At 70.8% G+C, this 16784-nt stretch carries 13 protein-coding genes; 9 read left to right on the forward strand and 4 right to left on the reverse strand.

The window, feature by feature from the left end:
- The first annotated feature begins 3 nt into the window (after positions 1 to 3).
- Both ACI1V7_RS23335 and ACI1V7_RS23340 read left to right on the forward strand, forming a co-directional pair.
- Positions 4 to 540, forward strand: coding sequence for a porin family protein (locus ACI1V7_RS23335; RefSeq protein WP_404534301.1), 537 nt, complete (start codon positions 4 to 6; stop codon positions 538 to 540).
- A gap of 344 nt (positions 541 to 884) precedes the next feature.
- Complete coding sequence (locus ACI1V7_RS23340; RefSeq protein ID WP_404534302.1) at positions 885 to 1451, forward strand: porin family protein; 567 nt, start codon at positions 885 to 887, stop codon at positions 1449 to 1451.
- A gap of 63 nt (positions 1452 to 1514) precedes the next feature.
- Here ACI1V7_RS23340 and ACI1V7_RS23345 read toward each other — a convergent pair whose 3' ends face one another.
- The 4 genes from ACI1V7_RS23345 to ACI1V7_RS23360 form a co-directional block, all read right to left on the reverse strand.
- Complete coding sequence (locus ACI1V7_RS23345) at positions 1515 to 3992, reverse strand: heavy metal translocating P-type ATPase (protein WP_404534595.1); 2478 nt, start codon at positions 3990 to 3992, stop codon at positions 1515 to 1517.
- Between the two features lie 123 nt (positions 3993 to 4115).
- Positions 4116 to 5171: a type VI secretion system baseplate subunit TssG gene (gene tssG / locus ACI1V7_RS23350; protein WP_404534303.1), complete on the reverse strand. Its 1056-nt coding sequence runs from the start codon at positions 5169 to 5171 to the stop codon at positions 4116 to 4118.
- Positions 5162 to 7102: a type VI secretion system baseplate subunit TssF gene (tssF, locus tag ACI1V7_RS23355; protein ID WP_404534304.1), complete on the reverse strand. Its 1941-nt coding sequence runs from the start codon at positions 7100 to 7102 to the stop codon at positions 5162 to 5164. Before tssF ends, tssG begins: the two co-directional genes overlap by 10 nt.
- A gap of 76 nt (positions 7103 to 7178) precedes the next feature.
- On the reverse strand, positions 7179 to 7907 hold the full coding sequence (locus ACI1V7_RS23360; RefSeq protein WP_404534305.1) for an SDR family oxidoreductase: 729 nt from the start codon (positions 7905 to 7907) through the stop codon (positions 7179 to 7181).
- Between the two features lie 214 nt (positions 7908 to 8121).
- On the opposite strand from ACI1V7_RS23360, the gene ACI1V7_RS23365 reads away from it, so the two are divergent.
- The 7 genes from ACI1V7_RS23365 (at position 8122) to ACI1V7_RS23395 (ending at position 16750) form a co-directional block, all read left to right on the forward strand.
- Positions 8122 to 10158, forward strand: coding sequence for a putative bifunctional diguanylate cyclase/phosphodiesterase (locus ACI1V7_RS23365; protein ID WP_404534306.1), 2037 nt, complete (start codon positions 8122 to 8124; stop codon positions 10156 to 10158).
- Positions 10159 to 10267: 109 nt separating this feature from the next.
- Positions 10268 to 11734 (forward strand): sensor histidine kinase, encoded by a 1467-nt coding sequence (locus tag ACI1V7_RS23370; protein ID WP_404534307.1) that lies wholly within the window; start codon positions 10268 to 10270, stop codon positions 11732 to 11734.
- Entirely contained in the window at positions 11724 to 12368 is a 645-nt protein-coding gene (locus ACI1V7_RS23375; protein ID WP_404534308.1) for a response regulator transcription factor, read from the forward strand. The genes ACI1V7_RS23370 and ACI1V7_RS23375 overlap by 11 nt, the downstream gene beginning before the upstream one ends.
- Before the next feature lie 99 nt (positions 12369 to 12467).
- Positions 12468 to 12848, forward strand: coding sequence for a response regulator (locus ACI1V7_RS23380; RefSeq protein WP_404534309.1), 381 nt, complete (start codon positions 12468 to 12470; stop codon positions 12846 to 12848).
- Between the two features lie 141 nt (positions 12849 to 12989).
- Positions 12990 to 13742 (forward strand): SDR family oxidoreductase, encoded by a 753-nt coding sequence (locus ACI1V7_RS23385; protein WP_404534310.1) that lies wholly within the window; start codon positions 12990 to 12992, stop codon positions 13740 to 13742.
- A 26-nt stretch (positions 13743 to 13768) separates the two neighbouring features.
- The gene (locus ACI1V7_RS23390) at positions 13769 to 14653 is read left to right on the forward strand and encodes a LysR family transcriptional regulator (RefSeq protein ID WP_404534596.1); all 885 of its coding nucleotides are present in this window, start codon (positions 13769 to 13771) and stop codon (positions 14651 to 14653) included.
- 192 nt (positions 14654 to 14845) lie between these two features.
- Complete coding sequence (locus ACI1V7_RS23395; RefSeq protein ID WP_404534311.1) at positions 14846 to 16750, forward strand: putative bifunctional diguanylate cyclase/phosphodiesterase; 1905 nt, start codon at positions 14846 to 14848, stop codon at positions 16748 to 16750.
- Positions 16751 to 16784: the final 34 nt, after the last annotated feature.

The following is a 16784-nucleotide window of genomic DNA, read 5'->3' on the forward strand; positions in this document are numbered from 1 at the left end:
ACCATGAACAAGCTCGTTTTTGCCCTGATCGCTAGCATCGCTGCCGTGGGCGCTGCACAAGCCCAGACCGTCGGCTCGACCACGCCGCACTTCTACGCCGGCATCGGCGCAGCCACCTCGGACAACGTCACCACCGACGACTACCGCACTGGCGCCAAGATCTACGGCGGCTACCAGATCGACCCGAACTGGGCCGTCGAAGGCGGCTACACCTGGTTCGACAAGCAGGACTTCAACCGCTCCGGCGTCCGTGGCGACGTGAAGAGCGAGAACAGCTACATCGCCGGCAAGTACACCTACGCGTTCAACGACCGCTTCTCGGGCTTCGCGAAACTGGGTGTGGCCTACACCGAGCGCAAGCTGCGCAGCAACGTGGGCGGCTACAACGACAACGACACGGGCGTCTATGGCGGCCTGGGCGTCCAGTACAAGCTGAACCAGAACGTGTCGGTGATCGGCGAATACGAACGCTACGGCAAGGACAAGGACCTCGGCGCCAAGGCGGACGTCTACACCGTCGGCCTGCAGTACGACTTCTAAGTCACCCTCGTCGCGCTGTAAGCAGAAACGCCGTGCCGGGCTTGCGCCAGGCACGGCGTTTTTACTGGATTGTCAAATCCTTGTTGCAATCATGCCACAGGGACAAGTTGTTTCAGAATGTCACAGACAATGCACCCTCTTTGCGAGTGACTACGCCGGGCATCATCGCCCATCTCGCCGCTATTTTCGCGTCATATCCGCCATGCATATTGACCAGCGGGTCAGTTAGTACCCCGGTCCGTTACAGTTACTTACGGATTGTGACTCGGTCAATATTGCCCACACTGCTATCGTTTCCTTACGCGGTTCACGAGGAACCGCGAACAGTGCAAAGGAACCATTCAATGAAAAAACTGATTATCGCTCTCGCCGCCGGCGTCGCCGCCATGGGCGCCGCCCAGGCCCAGTCCACCATCGACACCTCGAACTACGTTGCGCCGCGCCCCTACGTCGGCGTTGGCGTCTCGGGTGGCAAGAACCAGGCATCCGACGACTGGCGCGCAGGCGGCAAGGTCTTCGGTGGCTACAATATCGACCAGAACTGGGCCGTCGAACTGGGCTACACCCATTTCGGCAGCCGCGACTACGATACCAACGTCCCGTCGGGCCTCCCGGGCCGCGCCAGCGTCAAGGGCAACAGCTCCTACGTCGCCGCCAAGTACGCCTACCCGCTGAACGAGCGCTTCTCGGCCTACGGCAAGCTGGGTGCCTCGTACAACGAGCGCAAGAACCGCGTCGCCGGCTATGGCGACTACAACGAGCGTGACACCGGCCTGTACGGCGGCCTGGGCGTCGAATACGCACTGAACCAGAACACGTCGATCGTCGGCGAGTACGAACGCTATGGCCGCGACAAGGATACCGGCACCAAGGCCGACATCGTGTCGGTGGGCGTCAAGTACGGTTTCTAAGCCCCCCGCGGCACGCTGGGCACCACGTGCCCGCGTCCGCAAGCACACCCCGGAAGGCGGCCATCAGGCCGCCTTCTTTTCCTTCACCGGATACCCCGCCTCGTCGATCGCCTGCGCGATCCGCTCCAGTTCCGCCGTGCTGTCGATCTTCACCTTGCCGGTCGGCAGGTCGATCTCCACCGCGGCACCGCTGTCCACCCCTTGCACGGCCTTGGTCACGCGACCCACGCAATGTTTGCAGGTCATGTCTTCGACGGTCAATTCATACATCTTCGCTTCTCCTCGAACAGGGGCGGCTTGCGCCCCGATGGTTGATACGGTTTCCTGCAGCGGCAGGCGTAGAGGTTCCCAGGCGGCCGGGGCCGGCGCTGCCGCCTCCGGCCGCGCCGGTTGCCAGCGGCGCAGCAGCAGCGCGTTGGTCACCACGCTCACGGAGCTCAGCGCCATCGCGGCGCCGGCCAGCACGGGATTGAGCAGGCCAAACGCGGCCAGCGGGATGCCGACCACGTTGTAGACGAAGGCCCAGCCCAGGTTCTGGCGGATCTTGCGGTAGGTACGGTGCGAGATAGCGATGGCATCGGCCACCAGCCCCGGATCGCCGCGCATGAGCGTGATGCCGGCCGTGTGCATGGCGACGTCGGTGCCGCCCGCCATGGCGATGCCGACGTCGGCCGCCGCCAGCGCGGGCGCGTCGTTGATGCCGTCGCCGACCATCGCCACCCTGCTCCCGCCACCCTGCATCAGGGCGCGGACCTCGTCGGCCTTGGCGCCCGGCAGGACCTCGGCGACATAGCGCTCGATGCCCAGCACGCGGGCGACGGCGGTCGCGCTGCCGCGATTATCGCCCGTCAGCATGATGGCTGCCACGCCCATCGCCTGCAAGCGCGCGACCGCCGCGGCGGCGCCGGACTTGACGCGGTCGCCGAAGGCCAGCAGGCCCAGCACGGCGGGCGCACCGCCGTTGCGCGCCAGCGCCAGCCACGACACGGTGCGGCCGTCGGCCTCGTGGCGCGCGGCCGACTCCTGCAGCGCCGGATCGATCGCCGCGTCGGCCCCCAGCTCCTGCAGCAGGCGCAAATTGCCCAGGTAGACGACGCCGTCGTCCGTCACGGCACGCACGCCGCGTCCCGGCAAGGCGGCCGCGTCCGATGCCGGGGGACAGGCGATGCCGTTGGCCGTGCCCGCCTCGGCCACGGCGCGCGCCAGCGGGTGCGCGCTGAACTGCTGGGCGGCCCAGGCCAGCGCGAGCACGCGGCGCGCGTCGGCGCCCTGCGCGGTCTCCAGCGCCACGAGCGCCGGCCGCCCCTCCGTCAGTGTGCCCGTCTTGTCGAACACCACGGTGCGCACGGCATGCGCCGTTTCCAGCGCTTCCGCGTCCTTGATCAGGATACCGTGGCGGGCCGCGGCGCCGGTGCCGACCATGATGCCCGTCGGCGTGGCCAGGCCGAGCGCACAGGGGCAGGCGATCACCATCACGGCGACGGCGTTCAGCAGCGCCGCCTGCCAATCGCCCGTGCCCAGGCCCCAGCCCAGCAGCGTGACGGCGGCCACCAGCAGCACGACCGGCACGAACACGGCGCTGACGCGGTCCACCAGGCGCTGGATCGGCGCCTTGACGGCCTGCGCATCCTCGACCATGCGGATGATCCGGGCCAGCATCGTCGCCGCACCGACGGCCGTCGCCTCGGCCAGCAACAGGCCCTCCCCATTCACGGCCCCGCCCGTCACCGGGTCGCCCGCGCGTTTCGCGACGGGCAGGCTTTCGCCCGTCAGCAGCGACTCGTCCACGTGGCTCTCGCCGTCGACCACGCGGCCGTCGGCGGGCACGCGCTCGCCCGGGCGCAGTACCATCAGGTCGCCCACGCGCAGCGCGTCCAGCGCGATCTCCGTGTCGCGCCCGTCGCGCCGCACCAGCGCCGTGGCCGGCCGCAGCGATTCGAGCGCGCGGATCGCCGCCACCGTCTGGCGCTTGGCCCGTCCCTCCAGCCATTTGCCGAGCAGGACCAGGGTGATGACGATCGCCGACGATTCGAAATACAGGTGCTCCATGCCGCCGTGGGCGAGCAGCAGATAGACCGACAGGCCGTAGGCGGCCGAGGTGCCGATCGCCACCAGCAGGTCCATGTTGCCGCTGCCGGCGCGCAGCGCCTTCCAGCCGGCGCGATAGAAGCGCGCGCCGAGCCAGAACTGCACGGGCGTGGCCAGCGCCAGCTGCAGCCAGCCGGGCAGCATCCAGTTGCGGCCCAGCACCGCCCCCAGCATGGGCGCCGCCAGCGGCACGCTCAGGATCGCGGCCACCGCCACGGGCCACCATGCCGGCCAGCCCGATCCGGGCGCGTCCGCCTGCGCCGCCGCCGGACGGTCTGCGTCGAGCAGCTGCGCCCCGTAGCCGGCCCGCTCGACGGCGGCAAGGATGGCTGCCGGCGCGACACTACCCTGCACGCTGGCCTTCTCGGTGGCCAGGTTGACGCTGGCGCTGTCCACGCCCGGCACGGCCTTGAGCGCCTTTTCGACACGCGCCACGCAGGACGCGCAGGTCATGCCCTCGATCGCGAAGGCGTGGGTGGCGGTGGTGCCCTGGGAGGGCAATGGGGATGGCGATGGGTCTGGCATGGGTTCTCCTGTCGATTCCCTGACAGGATATTCCTTCCCACGGTGGGAAGGTCAAGGAGTTTCAGCGAGACGGGGTCGCAAGGCGGGCAAGGCCGGCAGCGGCGCCAGCGGGCGCAGTTCGTAGCGCAGGTCGGCGCGGTCCTCCGGCGCCGGCCCGCCCAGCAGCCAGCCGTCCACGCCCAGCCGCTGGCCGTCCCGCGCCAGCCGCGCCGGCCGGACGTCGGTACGGCGCAGCACGAGCTCCACCTCGTAGGCCAGCGCGGGCGCAGCGAACAGGCCGAGCAGCGTGCGCAGCCGGCGCGCCCGCGCGCCGTGCGGCAGGAACAGCGAGTAGTCCTGCCGGTCCAGGGGGCCGATGCGCACCCGCACGCGCAGGTCCGGACGCCAGCAGCGCTCGCCCAGGAGCGCAGCGCGGCCCAGCGCGGCCGGGGTGCCGCCGGCACCGGCACCCAGCGCGCTGCGCTCGGCCGGCACCAGGCGGTCCCAGTGGCCGATGCCCTCGACGATGCGCACCGGCAGCGCGAAATGGCCGGACAGGATCCGCCCCAGCACGGCCGCCGACACGGGACGGCGGCCCAGCAGTCCCGCGTACGGCGCCAGCGCCTTGCCGTCGATGCCTGCCAGTGCGGCCTCCGGCAGGCCGGCCACGGCGAGCAGCAGCGGCAGGAACCCGTCGTCCGGCCCGCCCGCCATCAGCTCGACGCGGTGCTTCTTCCAGGCGCCGTAGAACAGCGCCAGCATGCGCGTCGAGAACATGTCGAGGAATGCGCGCGGGGCGTCCGCCAGCACCGCATCGGCTTCCCCGCCCTGCCAGGCCAGGATCCGTTCCGTGACGTCGCGCGGCAGCGCGCCATGGGCGCCGAGCAGGCCCATGAAACCGGGCGTGAGCAGAAAGCGCGGCAATCCGCCGTGCATGCGCTCGACGGCCAGGCGCTCGATCTCGCTGGCCGGGAACGCCAGCGACAGGCTGTTGGGAAAACGCAGGTGGCTGTCGAGCGCCTGGCGCGGCGCGATGCCGTGCTCGCCCAGCCACAGCTGCAGCAGGCGCACGGCCTGGAAGAATTCGAAACGCTGGGGGTCGGCCAGCAGGCGCGCGATCACTTCCATCCTGCGCCGCCCGGCGCCGCGTCGAACCCGCCCGCGCTCATGCGGGGGGCGCAGGCGGCGATCTCCTGGCCGGTCTGGCGCGACACGACCTGCAGCCGGGTAAAGCAGTTCAGTTGTCCGTTCAGCGCGAAGTAGCGGTCCAGCACCTGCACGAACGGGTACAGGCCGCTGCCGGCGAATGCCTCCTCGTCGACGGTGAGGCGGATGCCGATGCCCGGCATCAGCGTGGCGACGGGCGCCGTGGCGACCCAGGCGCGCACGGCGCCGTGCTCCAGGCCGACGATGCCGGCGATCTGGCGCTGCGCCACCGGCGAGCGCGCCAGGTCGTACAACGCCAGCATCTTGCGGAAGTCGGCCAGCCCCGCCATCGTCAGCCCTGCGTGGTTCAGGGCGAGGTGCGAGATCAGGCGCCAGTGCGCGCCGCGCGCGCCCTCGAAGCGGCGCGTCGGGGTCGGCTTGCGCAGCAGGCGCACGGGCGGCAGTCCCGCCACCTCGCTGCTCTGCAGGTCGCCCTGCGCCTCGCCCCAGGGTAGCCGCGCCGGCAGGTCGCGGTTGCTGCAGGTGAGGTCGGCCGACAGCGTGGCGCCGGCCGCCTCCGTCGTGCGGAAATCGGCGTCGACGAGCGCGATGCGCATCTCGTGGCCCGGGCTGACGGCGGCGGTGGCATGGTCGCGCCGCACGATCCAGTAATGGGCGCCGGCGCGGGCTCCGTCGGCCTGTGCTTCAAAGCCATGTCCCTCGTCGGTGCAATACAGCGGCGCAAAACGGGTCACGCCCGTGGACACCGCCGGCATCGCGCCCGCCCGCACGAGGCGCACGGCGTCGACGCTGTGGATCTCGTAGTCGGCCGCATGCGCGCCGTCGGCCAGCAGCGGATAGTCGGCGCCCGTGTGCGCGAGCTGCAGCGGCGCGGCCGCCTTCGGGAACAGGTTGATCACCGGCGTGCAGCCCGGCAGCAGGTTGCGCGCATCGATCCCCTGCAGCAGGCGCGCCTCGCCGCCGTCCGGGCGGATCCCGCTCATGCCCAGGTGCAGGCTGAAGCGGCGCCAGCGCGGCGGCAGCAGCGCGCGCACCTCGGCCAGGTCGACGTCGACGAAATGGAATTTTTCCGGATAGGCGAAGTATTCGCTGAGCAGGCGCAGCGCCGGGTGGGAGCGCGCCGGATACGGGATCATGGCGTCGGACTCGTCCAGCCCGGCCAGGCGCAGCGGCAGCGCCGCCAGCGGCAGCCAGCGGCCGTCCCCGTCGACCTCGAGCCAGGCGCAGGCGGTGCGCAGGAACAGCGCGTCGATGAGGGCCGCACGCACGGACGCTTCGCCGTCGGCGAACAGGCGCAGGCGCGCGGGCAGTTCAGCCGCGACGCCCGGTCCCGCTCCGGCGAGCGCGATCCCGAGCGCGATGCCGCTGCCGACACCGCGTGGCGCCTGGGCGGCGCGCGGCGCCCCCAGCAAGGGATCGAAGCGCAGCAGCGCCACGCGTAGCGGCGCCAGCAGCACGTCGTAGACGGTGCGGAAGCGGACCACCTGCCCGTGCGCGGCGCTGCTGCGCAGCATGCTGCCGCGCGCCAGCACCGAGACGTTGTCCGGCACTTCGCCGTCGCCGCGCCAGCCGACCTGGGCGATCGAGTATGCGGGTAGCGGACGCAGGTAGTGCGGGTACAGGCTGTCCAGCAGCGCCTCGGTGAACGTGGGGTAGTCGTCGTCGAGGCGCTTCTGGATGCGCGCGCTGAGCAGGGCCACCGACTGGATCAGGCGCGCGACGCTGGGGTCTTCCCAGGTGTCGCCGGCCACGTGCAGCTCGCTGGCCGGCTTCGGGTAGCGGGCACGGAACTCGCGTGCGAATTGCCCGAACAGTCCCAGCTCTTCCTCGTAATAGCGCAGCAGCTCGTCCATCGCTCCCCCGATGTGCAATTGCTTGAGACCAAGATGCATGGTCCCATCGCCGCCACGGCATTACTTTGACGCCAGTCAAGACCCTGGCCGCGCCTCCGGCCGGCGCCGGCCGGCTTCAGGACAGCGTGCGCAGGTCGGCGATCACCTCGGCGCCGAAGCCGGCGCCCAGCATGTAGTCGACCAGCTGCTCCGCGCACTGCTCGGGATCGACCAGCGTGCCCGTCTCCTTCAGGTCGACGAAGCGCTGGCGCATCGGGAAGCGGTCTTCGGGGGTGTCGCGGATCTCGGCCTGCATGCCCGTGTCGATGACGCCCGGGGCGAGGCTGCAGATGCGCACGCCCCGCTCGCCGTCGAGGGCCACGGCGCGCGCGTGCTGGTCGAGCGCCGCCTTGGTGGCGCAGTAGACGCTCCAGCCCGGGTAGGCATTGCGCGCCGCGCCGCTGGAGATGTGCAGGATGCGCCGCTGCGCCCCGCTGCTGGCGCGCACGACGGCCGCCGACAGCGCCATCGGCGCCGCCACGTTCAGCGCCACCGAACGCAGGACGGCCTGCGGATCCTGGGCATCGAGCGGGCCGACCGGGCCCACCACGCCGGCGTTATTCAGCAGCAGGACGGCACCGGTGCCGTCCAGGTAGTGCTGCAGCGCGCCGCCTGCGAGCCAGGCCGCCAGCGCGGCGCCGTCGGCCAGGTCCAGCTCGATTTCCTCGAACAGGTCCGGGTAGGCCTCATGCAGCGCAGGGGCGCCGCTGCGCGCGAGGCCCAGCACGGGTACGCCGCGCGCCAGCAGGTTGGCCGCGAGGGCGGCGCCGAGGCCCTTGGTGTGGCCCGTTACGATCGCTTTCATGTTCCTCTCCGCGACAGGCGCCGCGCGGCGCAGCGGCCCGCCCGTCAGCTGCGCATGTTAATCCAATCCGCGGCATGGGCCAATCGTGCGGCGCCGCTTCCGGATGTGGAGCGCTCCTACGATGCTCATACGATGGTATGGCGACCGATACCCACGTCTGATGGCGCAAGCCGTGCCCGCCGCCTACGATGGCACCATTGTCAGGGAGCCCATCATGCCTCTTCATCTGCTGCTGCGCCTGACGGCCCCGCGCCGCCGCCTCACCGAGTGGCTGCTGCTGGCCGCCGGGATGCTGTCCACCGCCGTGCTGCTCGCGGCCATGGTCTGGAACGAGCGCCATGCGGCGCCGTATGCGGACGCCGCGCGCCTGCGCGAACAGGTCGATGCCGGCTGGCGCGGCCTCGCGTTCGCCAGCCTGGCCGGCTGGGTACTGTTCTGGCTCGCCTGCGCGGTCGCCCTGCTGCTGGCCCAGCGCCGGCGCGGCGCGCTCGAGCGGCTTGCGCGCGAGGCCGAGGCCGAGCGCCTGGACGCCGCCGCGCGCATCGAACTCGCGCTGGCCGGCGCCGGCATCGGCCTGTGGGACTGGCACATCCCGTCCGGCCGCCGCAACGTGGACGAGCGCGCGTGCGCGATCCTCGGCCACGCGGCCTACGGCGAGGAGCACGAGCAGGCGCACGCCCATGCCGCGGCGGACACGGCCGCCGACGGCCTCGCCCTCGTGCACCCGGACGACCGCGAACTGGTCCAGGAAAGGCTGGCGCGCCACCTGCAGGGCGCCAGCCACGACTTCGAAGCCGAGTTCCGCATGCGCCACCGTAGCGGCCACTGGGTCTGGATCCAGTCGCGCGGCAAGGTGGTCGAACGGGGCGCCGACGGCGCGCCCGTGCGCATGGTCGGCACCCGCAGCGACATCGGCGCGCGCAAGCAGGCCGAGGCCGACCTGGCCCACCTCGCCTTCCACGACGGCCTGACCAACCTGCCCAACCGGCGCCTGCTGATGGACCGCCTGGGCCGCGCGCTGGCCAAGTCCGAACGCAAGGGTGGCTACGGCGCCGTCCTGTTCATCGACCTGGACGGCTTTCGCCTGCTGAACGACACGCTGGGCCACGCGGCCGCCGACCGCCTGCTGGAAATGGCGGCGTTCCGCCTGCAGCAGGTCACGCGCGACACCGACACGGTGGCGCGCCTGGGCGGCGACCAGTTCGTGCTGCTGCTGGAAGACCTGGGCACGGTGGCCGACAGCGCCTGCGCCCATGCCGAACTGGTGGCGCGCAAGGTCGGCAACGCCCTGGGCCTGGCGTACGCGCTGGACGGTCGCGAGCTGCGCAGCACGGCCAGCGTGGGCGTGGCGCTGTTCGGCGCCGGCCACGCCGGCTGCACCGACCTGCTGCGCCAGGCCGACCTGGCGATGGCCGACGCCAAGTCCGCCGGCGGCGCCGCGTTCCGCTTCTTCGATCCCGCCATGCAGGCGGCGGTGGATGCGACGACCAGCCTCGAGACCGACCTGCGCTTCGCGCTGGCGCGGCGCGAATTCGAGCTGTGGTACCAGCCCGTGGTCGACCGCATGGGCCGGACCACGGGCGCCGAGGCCCTGATCCGCTGGCGCCATCCGCGCAACGGGCTGACGGGCCCCGGCGCCTTCATCCCCCAGGCCGAGAAGTCCGGCCTGATCGTGGGCATCGGCGACTGGGCGCTGGAGGAAGCCTGCCGCCAGCTGGCGGCGTGGCGCGCCGATCCCGCCACGGCGGGCCTGACGCTGGCCGTCAACGTCAGCGCGCGCCAGTTCCGCCAGTGCGACTTCGCGCCGCGCCTGCTCGAGATCCTGGACGCCAGCGGCGCCGACCCGCGCCGCCTGAAGCTGGAATTGACGGAGACGGTGCTGCTGGCCGACGTCGAAGACGCCATCGCGCGCATGGCCTCGCTGCAGCGCCATGGCATCGGCTTCTCGCTGGACGACTTCGGCACGGGCTATTCCTCGCTGAGCTATCTGCAGCGCCTGCCGCTGGACCAGCTCAAGATCGACCAGTCCTTCGTGCGCGACATGCTGCGCACGCCGCACGCGGCCAGCATCGTGCAGGCCGTCGTCCACCTGGCGTCCAGCCTGGGCCTGCAGGTGGTGGCCGAGGGAGTCGAGCAGGAAGCGCAATGGGACCGGCTGCGCGAGATCGGCTGCGACGGCTTCCAGGGCTACCTGTTCGCGCGCCCGATGCCGGCGGCCGAATTCGCCGCGCTGCGCGCGGTTTCCCATTGATCCCGCGTTTTCGGCTGCATGCCATCGTAAAAACCCCATCCTTTTACCAGTTGGCCTGCATATCGAAGGGGTGTAAGCTCGCGCAAATCCGCAGCTTGTCTATATCACCATGCCCCGACGCCAAGGCTATCCCGCGCACACCGCCCTCCTGCTCCTGCTCACCGTCGCGATCTTCGCGATCGACGCCTTCACGCGCCTCGATACGGCCATCGCGGTGATGTACATCGTCGTGCTGATGCTGGCGGCGTCGATCTGGCCGCGCACCGCCGCGCTTGCGCTGAGCGTGGCCTGCGTGCTGCTGACGATGAGCGCCTACCTGATCGCGCACGGCTTCACGGTGCATCCTTCGCCGGCCGGGCGGGCGCTGGTGAGCATCGGCGCCATCGGCATCGCCACCTGGCTGGCCATCAAGTGCCAGGACACGCTGGACCGGCTGCGCCAGCGCCAGGAAGCGCTGCGCCGCAGCGAGGCCTTCCTGGCCGGCGCCCAGCGCCTGACGCGTACCGGCAGCTTCGGCATCAAGGTGCCGGACGGGTCGATGGTGTGGTCGGAGGAAGCGGCCCGCATCTTCGGCTACGGCGGCGACGCGGCGCCGAGCATGGAGCGCATCCTGGAGCGCACGCTGCCGGAAGACCGCGCCGCCGTGCGCGCCGCGTTCGGGCGCGCGCTGGCCTGCGAGGGCCAGATCGACTTCGCCCACCGCCTGCTGCTGCCGGGCGGCCTGCTGCGCCACGTGCACGTGCTGGCCGAGGTCTCGCGCGACGAGTACGGCGACTGCGAGTACCTGGGCGCCATCACCGACATCACCGAGCGCGTCGAGAGCGAGGAGCAGCTGCACCGCTCGCAGATCCAGCTGGCGCACGCGGCGCGCGTCAGCACGCTGGGGGAGCTGGCGGCCTCGGTCGCGCACGAGGTCAACCAGCCCTTGACGGCGATCCTCGCCAACGCCAAGGCGGCGCGGCGCTGGCTGGCGCGGCCCGAGCCGGACCTGCCCGAGGCCATGGCCGCGCTGGACGGCATCGTCCAGGCCAGCGAGCGCGCCGGACAAGTCATCCGCCGCATCCGCGCGCTGGCGCGCCGCGCCGACCCCGAACACCGGCCCCTCGACCTGAACGCGCTGGTCGAGGAAACGCTGGAGCTGCTGCAGCGCGAGCTGGAACGCAGTCCCCTCGAGCTGCGCGTGGACCTGGCGCCCGGCCTGCCCGAGGTGGTGGGCGACCGCGTCGAACTGCAACAGGTCCTGATCAACCTGGTCATGAACGCGCTGCAGGCGATGGCCGCGGCCGGCGCCACCGGCGCGCGCGGCGCGCGGCTGGAAGTGCGCACGCTGTTCGACGGCGGCACCGTGCGCCTGTCCGTGCGCGACAGCGGGCCGGGCATCCCGGACAGCGATTGCGCGCGCCTGTTCGAGCCCTTCTTCTCGACCAAGGCGGACGGCATGGGCCTCGGCCTGTCGATCTGCCGCTCCATCATCACCAAGCACGGCGGCCAGATCGGCGCACGCAGCACGCCGCCGGGCTGCACCTTCCACGTCGAACTACCCGTCACCCAGGAGACGCACGCGCATGAGCAGTAACCCGAGCACCGCCGCCGCCATTTCCGAACTCGTCCACGTCGTCGACGACGACGCGGAGGTCCGCGACAGCCTGTCGCGCCTGCTGCGCTCGGTCGGCATGGGCGTGGCCACCTACCCCAGCGTGGCCGAGTTCCTGCAGGCGCCCCGGCCCGACGTCTGCAGCTGCCTGCTGCTGGACGTGCGCCTGCAGGGTGCCAGCGGCCTGGACCTGCAGGACCAGCTCAACCGCGACGGCATCGCCCTGCCCGTGATCTTCATGACGGGCTTCGGCGACATCCCGATGACGGTGCGCGCCATGAAGGGCGGCGCCATCGACTTCCTCAGCAAGCCGTTCCGCGAGCAGGACCTGCTGGATGCCATCCAGCTGGCGCTGGCGCGCGACCGCGGCCGGCGCGAACGGGGCCGTTCCCACGCCGAGCTGGAAGCGCGCTACCGCACGCTGAGCCCGCGCGAACGCCAGGTCATGGGCCTGGCCGTGCGCGGCCTGATGAACAAGCAGATCGCCGGCGAAGTCGGCACCAGCGGGATCACCGTCAAGATTCACCGCGGCAATGCGATGCGCAAGATGGAAGCAAAGACCTTCGCCGACCTCGTGCGCATGGCCGAGGCGCTGGCGCCCGACCGCGAAGCGTAGGTGTCAATACTTTTTGCTTGACATGTCGCAAACTTCGTGACAAGTCTTATACCTACGTATGATTACCGGGCCGCACGGGCGCAGGGTATGCTGGCGCCCATGGATACTTCCCGCCGCTCCTCCCCCCATGTCGCCGTCGTCGACGACGATGCCGACGTGCGCGACGCCATGCACGCCCTGCTGCGTTCCTATGGATGGCGCGTCAGTTTGTACGACGGCGCGCAACAGCTGCTCGCGACCGGCCTCGCCGGCGTCGACTGCGTGCTGAGCGACGTCCAGATGCCCGTCATGGGCGGCCTGGAATTGCTCGGCCGCCTGCGCGCCGACCCCGGCAGTCCGCCCTGCATCCTGATGACGGCGTTCCCCGACGACCAGGTGCGCAAGCGCGCGCTCGCCGCCGGCGCCGTCTGCTTCCTCAGCAAGCCCGTCGACGACGAGATCCTCGCCGAATGCTTGAGTTCGGCCGTGGGCACCGCTTGAATCTGCCCCTCTCCCTCGCCAGGCCCATGCCTGGCCTGATTGTTGGACGAAGCGGAATACTGAAGCTATTGATTTCATGATTATCTTTTTCGCGATATCAATCATCATGTGTTCACCGTCAACCAACCGAAGGAGTGCAGGATGAACACCCAAGCAAACCAGACCGCCGGCCGCGTCGCCCTCGTCACCGGCGCCTCGCGCGGCATCGGCGCCGCCGTCGCCCAGCGTCTCGCCCGGGACGGTTTCGCCGTCGCCGTCAACTTCGCCAGCAAGCAGGCCGAGGCGGATGCCGTCGTGGCCGCGATCGAGGCGGCCGGCGGCCGCGCCTTCGCCGTGCAGGCGGACGTGGCGGCCAGCGCCGCTGTCAAGCGCATGTTCGACGCCATCGAGGGCCGCTTTGGCCGCGTCGACGTCCTCGTCAACAATGCCGGCGTGCTGCCCTACGTGACGATCGCCGAGACCAGCGACGAAGACTTCGCGCGCACCTTCGCCATCAATGTGCAGGGCACGTTCAACACGATGCGCGAAGCGGCCACGCGCCTGAACGAAGGCGGACGCATCGTCAACTTCTCGACCACCGTACTGCACCTGGCCCCGCCCACCTACGGCGTCTACGTCGGCAGCAAGGCGGCCGTGGAAGCCATGACGCGCGTGTTCTCGAAGGAGCTGCGCGGCCGCCACATCACCTGCAATGCCGTCGCCCCGGGCCCCGTCGCCACCGAGCTGTTCCTCAATGGCAAGAGCGACGAGCAGGTGCAGCAGATGGCCAAGGCCGCACCGCTGGAGCGCCTGGGCGAACCGGACGACATCGCCCGCGTCGTGTCCTTCCTGGCCGGCCCGGACGGCGCCTGGGTCAACGGCCAAGTGCTGCGCGCCAACGGCGGCCTGGCCTGAGGAAAGCGGCGATGGCCAGCGCCCAGATGGACCGGTTCCAGGAGATGCAGGTGTTCGTGCGCATCGTCGAGCGGCGCAGCTTTACGCTGGCCGCCCAGGACCTCCTGATCCCGCGCGCCACGGCCACCAACGCCATCAAGCGCCTGGAGGGGCGCCTCGGCGTGCGCCTGCTGGAACGCACCACGCGCGCCGTCGCGCCGACCCAGGACGGCGAGGCCTACTACCAGCGCTGCGTGCGCCTGCTGGCCGACCTGGACGAAGCGGAAGGCGCGTTCCGCGCCACGGAACCGGCGGGCCTGCTGCGCGTCAACCTGCAGCCGACGCTGGCCCGCACGTTCGTGTTCCCGGCGCTGCCCGCCTTCCTGGCCCGCTACCCGCGCATCCAGCTGCACGTGGGCGAAGGCGACCGCCTCGTCGACCTGGTGCGCGAAGGCGTCGACTGCGTGCTGCGCGCGGGCCCGCTGCACGATTCCTCGATGGTGGCGCGGCGCGCGGCCGACCTGCCCCAGGCCACCGTCGCCAGCCCCTCCTACCTGGAGCGCTTCGGCGTCCCGCAATCGCTGGCGGACCTCGACCGGCACCAGGCCGTGCACTACGTCTCGACCGCCACCGGCCGCCCCTACCCGCTGGAATTCGTCACGCCCGAGGGCCTGCGCCTGGCCAATCCGCCGGCCGTCGTCTCCGTCACGGGCGCCGACGCCTACACGGCCGCCGCCCTGTCCGGCCTGGGCCTGGTGCAGGTGCCGCGCTACCGCATCGCCCAGGAACTGGCGGACGGCCTGCTGCGCGAAGTGCTGCCGGACCTGCCGCCCCCGACCTTTCCCGTGTCCGTGCTGTACCCGAAACAACGCCAGCTCTCGCCCCGCGTGCGCGTGTTCGCCGACTGGCTGGTCGCTTGCCTGCGCGCTTGAGCCACCCCAAACCGGGGTCAGAGCCGGGGTCAGAGCCCGGTTTTTGGACATGGCCGCGAAGAAATAACGTAGTACAGCGCAGCCACGGCGCAACGGCCACGACGGCGCGTGCGTGCAGGCAAACTCGTGCGCCGTGCGCCGCACGGTAGGCCATGGCAGAATAGGCGCAGGACAGCTCCCCGCACACTGAGCATGCAGATCCCATCCCTCCCCCTCGACGAAGCCCGGCGCCTGACCGCGCTGCACGCGACCCGCCTGCTGGGCAGCCAGCCCGACGAGGCCTTCGACCGCATCACCCGCATGGCCTCGCGCCTGCTCAAGATGCCGATGGCGACGGTATCGCTGGTGGACCAGGACATCCAGTGGTTCAAGTCGCGCTGCGGCATCGACGTCGACCGGACGGGGCGCGACATCTCGTTCTGCGCCCACGCGATCCTCGACCACGAGCCCCTCGTCGTGCCCGATGCCGCGCTCGACGCCCGCTTCGCCGACAACCCGCTCGTGACGGGGCCGCCCTACGTGCGCTTCTACGCCGGCGTGCAGTTGTACTCGATCGACCGGATGCCGCTGGGCACCCTGTGCGTGCTGGACCGCGTGCCACGCGAGCTCTCGGCGGACGAGCTCGACATCCTGCGCGACCTGGCGCGCATGGCCGAGCAGCTGATCCACCACCGCCAGCTGGCCAGCGCCGCCCAGTCCCTGCATCATTCGCTCCACTCACACGTGTACGTCGAGCCGGGCGCGAGCGGCGAGCTGTCGGCGGCGGCGGGCCAGGTCGAGTTCCTGCTCAACCACGATGCGCTGACGGGCCTGGCCAACCGCCAGTCGCTGGTGCGCACGATCGAGCAGAACCTGGGCAACTGGGGCAAGGCAAGCATCCAGACCCTCGTCGCGACGATCAATATCGACAAGTTCAAGCGCCTCAACGAGCTGCTCGGCCACCACGCCGGCGACAAGGCGCTGGTCGCCGTCACCCTGAGCCTGCAGCACCTGCTGCGCCCCGGCGACACGCTGGCGCGCGCGGGCAACGACGAATTCGTGCTGCTGCTGCCGGGCCTGGGCGACGACGCCGTCGCGCGCGACCGCCTGCGCCAGCTGATGCAGGCCGTGCACCGCGAATTCAAGTCGGGAGGCGGCACCGTGCCCCTGACGTGCAGCATCGGCTACGCGATCTTCCCGCAGGACGGCGCCAGCGGCGACGTGCTGCTGAACCACGCGACGATGGCCACGCGCCGCGCCAAGGAACTGGGCGGCGGCCAGATCCAGCGCTTTTCCGACGAGCTGCACCGCGCCGTGCAGCGCAAGCTGACGCTGGAAACCCAGCTGCGCCAGGCCATCGGCACCGACCAGCTCTACCTGGTCTACCAGCCCAAGATCGGTCTTGCCGACGGCGCGGTGGCCGGGCTGGAAGTGCTGCTGCGCTGGCGGCATCCCGAGCACGGCACCATCTCGCCCGTCGAATTCATCCCCATCGCCGAGGACTCGGGACTCATCGTCGAGATCGGCGAATGGGTGCTGCGCGGCGCCGTGGCCCAGGCCCGGGCCTGGCGCGGCGCCGGCGTGCCCGCGGTGCCGGTGGCCGTGAACCTGTCGGCGCGCCAGTTCCTGCGCACCGACATCGTCGCCACCGTGGCCGCCGTCGTGCGCGACGCAGCCCTGCCGCCCGGCGCGCTGGAACTGGAACTCACGGAAAGCATGTCGATCGACGACCCGCTGCGCAGCAGCGAGCTGATGCACCAGCTGCGCTCACTCGGCGTCACGCTCAGCATCGACGATTTCGGCACCGGCTATTCGAGCCTGAGCTACCTGAAGCGCCTGCCCGTCGACAAGCTCAAGATCGACCGCTCCTTCGTGCTCGACGTGCACCAGAGCGCGGAGTCGCTGGCGATGGTGCAGGCCATCATCGCGATGGCCCACAACCTGCACCTGGAGGTGATCGCCGAGGGCGTCGACAAGGCCGAGCAGTACGAGGCGCTGCGCCAGGCGGGCTGCGACCAGATCCAGGGTTTCTATTTCAGCCGGCCGCTGGATGCGCAGGCGTGCGAGGACTACCTGCGCCTGCACGAGAGACCGGCCGGCCGCGGCATTGCGAGCTGAAGCCCCGACGTCAACCGTAGGGTGGGCACCATGT

Source organism: Massilia paldalensis, assembly GCF_044901715.1.
Lineage (GTDB): Bacteria > Pseudomonadota > Gammaproteobacteria > Burkholderiales > Burkholderiaceae_D > Telluria > Telluria paldalensis.

Excerpts from the sequence above, each read along its gene's own strand:
- ACI1V7_RS23360 (WP_404534305.1), bottom strand. The coding sequence starts at position 7,907 with ATGAAAGCGATCGTAACGGGCCACACCAAGGGCCTCGGCGCCGCCCTC.
- ACI1V7_RS23375 (WP_404534308.1), top strand. The coding sequence starts at position 11,724 with ATGAGCAGTAACCCGAGCACCGCCGCCGCCATTTCCGAACTCGTCCAC.
- ACI1V7_RS23370 (WP_404534307.1), top strand. The coding sequence starts at position 10,268 with ATGCCCCGACGCCAAGGCTATCCCGCGCACACCGCCCTCCTGCTCCTG.
- tssG (WP_404534303.1), bottom strand. The coding sequence starts at position 5,171 with ATGGAAGTGATCGCGCGCCTGCTGGCCGACCCCCAGCGTTTCGAATTC.
- ACI1V7_RS23340 (WP_404534302.1), top strand. The coding sequence starts at position 885 with ATGAAAAAACTGATTATCGCTCTCGCCGCCGGCGTCGCCGCCATGGGC.
- ACI1V7_RS23380 (WP_404534309.1), top strand. The coding sequence starts at position 12,468 with ATGGATACTTCCCGCCGCTCCTCCCCCCATGTCGCCGTCGTCGACGAC.
- ACI1V7_RS23395 (WP_404534311.1), top strand. The coding sequence starts at position 14,846 with ATGCAGATCCCATCCCTCCCCCTCGACGAAGCCCGGCGCCTGACCGCG.
- ACI1V7_RS23335 (WP_404534301.1), top strand. The coding sequence starts at position 4 with ATGAACAAGCTCGTTTTTGCCCTGATCGCTAGCATCGCTGCCGTGGGC.
- ACI1V7_RS23385 (WP_404534310.1), top strand. The coding sequence starts at position 12,990 with ATGAACACCCAAGCAAACCAGACCGCCGGCCGCGTCGCCCTCGTCACC.
- ACI1V7_RS23365 (WP_404534306.1), top strand. The coding sequence starts at position 8,122 with ATGCCTCTTCATCTGCTGCTGCGCCTGACGGCCCCGCGCCGCCGCCTC.
- tssF (WP_404534304.1), bottom strand. The coding sequence starts at position 7,102 with ATGCATCTTGGTCTCAAGCAATTGCACATCGGGGGAGCGATGGACGAG.
- ACI1V7_RS23345 (WP_404534595.1), bottom strand. The coding sequence starts at position 3,992 with ATGACCTGCGCGTCCTGCGTGGCGCGTGTCGAAAAGGCGCTCAAGGCC.
- ACI1V7_RS23390 (WP_404534596.1), top strand. The coding sequence starts at position 13,769 with ATGGACCGGTTCCAGGAGATGCAGGTGTTCGTGCGCATCGTCGAGCGG.